This window comes from Arthrobacter sp. Y3223164, assembly GCF_059091005.1.
Genome location: NZ_JBNHGF010000365.1, coordinates 1 through 2687 on the forward strand (window position 1 = coordinate 1; position 2687 = coordinate 2687).

Below are 2687 nucleotides of genomic sequence, written 5' to 3' on the forward strand. Positions count from 1 at the left end.
ACGCCGGGCTTGCGGTGGCCCGGGCCGAAGCAGCGGAGCGTTACGGCGCCGGCGACGTCGCGGCGGTGCGGCTGGCCATCATCGGCATGGGCAAGTGCGGGGCCGGGGAGCTGAACTATATTTCCGACGTCGACGTGGTGTACGTCGTCGAGGCCGACGGGCTCGCCGACACCGAGGCCGGGGTGATCGGCGCGGCGCTGGCCAGCGGAACGGCCCGCGCCATCTCCTCGCCCGGCCCGGAACCAGGGCTCTGGGAAGTCGACGCCAACCTGCGCCCGGAGGGCAAGGACGGTCCGCTGGTCCGGACGCTGGACTCGCACCTGACGTATTACCGGCGCTGGGCGCAGAGCTGGGAGTTCCAGGCACTCCTGAAGGCCCGGGCCGTGGCCGGGGACGCCGAGCTGGGCCGCCGGTACGAGGAAGCGGTGTCGCCGCTGGTGTGGTCCTCGTCGGAACGGGAAGGGTTCGTCGAATCGGTGCAGTCCATGCGCCGCCGGGTCACCGAAAACATCCCGGCCCATGAGCGCGGCCGCCAGATCAAGCTGGGCCGCGGCGGGCTTCGCGACGTTGAATTCACGGTCCAACTGCTGCAGTTGGTGCATGCCCGGGTAGACGAATCCATCCGCCAGCGCGACACGACGTCGGCCATCGCGGCGCTGAGCACCGCGGGCTACATCTCGCGCGCCGACGCGCAGGAATTCGATGAGGCCTACCGGTACCTGCGCGTCCTGGAACACCGGATCCAGTTGGTGCACCTGCGCCGGACACACTTGATGCCCGACGACGAGCAGGCGCAGCGCGTGCTGGCCAAAGCCGCCCAGGGAGCGCTGCTCGATAGGCGGCCGGCGCCGGCCGAGCTGCTGGAGAAATGGCAGCAGACCAAGCGCAGGGTGCGGGCGCTGCACGAACGCATCTTCTACCGGCCGCTGCTGGCCGCAGCCTCCAACCTGAGCCTGGACGAGGTGCGGCTGACCCCGGAGGCGGCGCAGGGCCGGCTGGCCGCGCTGGGCTACCAGGACCCGCGGGGTGCGATGCGTCATATCGAGGCCCTGACCGGCGGAGTCAGCAGGAAGGCGTCGCTGCAGCGCCAGCTGCTCCCGGTCTTGCTGGAATGGATCGCTTCCGGCGTGGACCCGGACGCGGGCCTGCTGGGCTTCCGCCGGCTGAGCGAACGGCTGGGAGACTCGCACTGGTACCTGGGCATGCTGCGGGACTCGAGCTCGGCCGCCGAACGCCTGTGCCACATTCTTTCCAGCAGCCGCTTCATCACGGACCTGCTGGAGGTCTCGCCGGAGTCCACGGCCTGGCTGGGCACCGACAAGGACCTCGTACCGCTCAGCTTCGACGCCCAGTGGCAGGAAATCCGGTCCAAGATGTCCCGCCACCCGGTGCCCGAGGAGGCCATCCGGCTGATCCGGCTGATCCGGCGCCGGGAAACGCTGCGCATCGCGCTGGCCGACTCCTCCGGGCTGCTGGAGCAGTCCCAGGTCGGGGCCGCTCTGGCGGACGCCGACCGTGCCGCCGTGCTCGGCGCGCTCCACGTCGCGGAAACCTCCGTGCTGGAGTCCGAGGAACGGCTGACGGCCCTGTTGGTGGTGGCCATGGGCCGGCAGGGCGGACGGGAGATCAGCTACGGCTCGGATGCCGACGTCATGTACGTGCACCGGCCCTTGCCGGGGGCCGACCCCGGCCTGGCCCAGCAGCAGGCGGAGCGCATTGTCACGCGGATCTCTTCCCTCCTGAAGCAGCCCTGCACACCCCCGGTGCTGGCCGAACGGGTGCTCGAAGTGGATGCGGCGCTGCGGCCGGAAGGCAAGAACGGGCCCATGGTGCGCTCGCTGGACTCCTACCGCGAGTATTACCAACGCTGGTCCCTGGTCTGGGAGGCGCAGGCCTTGCTGCGCGCCCGCCCGATGGCCGGCGACGACAACCTGGCGGACGAGTTCATCGCGCTCGTGGATCCGATCCGCTACCCGGAGGGGCTGGGAAGCGATCAGGTGCGCGAAATCCGCCGGATCAAGGCGCGGGTGGAATCGGAGCGGCTCCCGCGCGGCGCCGATCCGGCCCGCCATCTGAAGCTGGGCCGCGGGGGACTCAGCGACGTGGAGTGGCTGGTCCAGCTGCTGCAGCTGGAGCACGCCCGGAAGCTCCCGGAGCTGCGCACCACCAACACGCTCGAAGCGCTCTCCGCCATCGCAGCCGCCGGGCTGCTGCCCGGCGAGGACGCCGCCGCCCTCGGGCGAAGCTGGAGCCTTGCCACCCGGATCCGGTCGGCCAATGTGATCTGGGCGGGCAAGAACTCGGACGTGCTGCCGGCCTCGCGCCGGGACCTCGAAGCGGTGGCACGTTGGTGCGGTTACGAGCCCGGGAACGCTGCGGCGATCGAGGAAGACTACCTGCGCCAGACCCGCCGCGCCCGGGCCATCTTCGAGCGCTACTTCTACGGTTACGGCACCTAGCCTCCCCGACGCCAAGTGGTGCTGCCGGTCACCGGTCTGTACCCTCAATGAGGATCTTTTGCGCCTTGCACAGGCTGTACAGGCGTGCCCTGAGAACAAATCTAGGAGCTGTTTAGTTTGCACACCCTCCAATGCACCGGGCTGGGACGGCGCCTGCTGGCCCTGACCGGACTGCTGGCGGTGCTCTCGCTGGTCTTCGGCGGCAACGCGGCCGCGGCCGCGGCCGCG

General features: G+C 70.3%; 1 protein-coding gene. It reads left to right on the top strand.

Going from position 1 to position 2687, the window contains the following annotated elements:
* On the top strand, positions 1-2459 hold a 2459-nt coding region (locus tag AC5RUJ_RS14105; RefSeq protein WP_494156037.1), incomplete at its 5' end, for a bifunctional [glutamine synthetase] adenylyltransferase/[glutamine synthetase]-adenylyl-L-tyrosine phosphorylase.
* Positions 2460-2687: the final 228 nt, after the last annotated feature.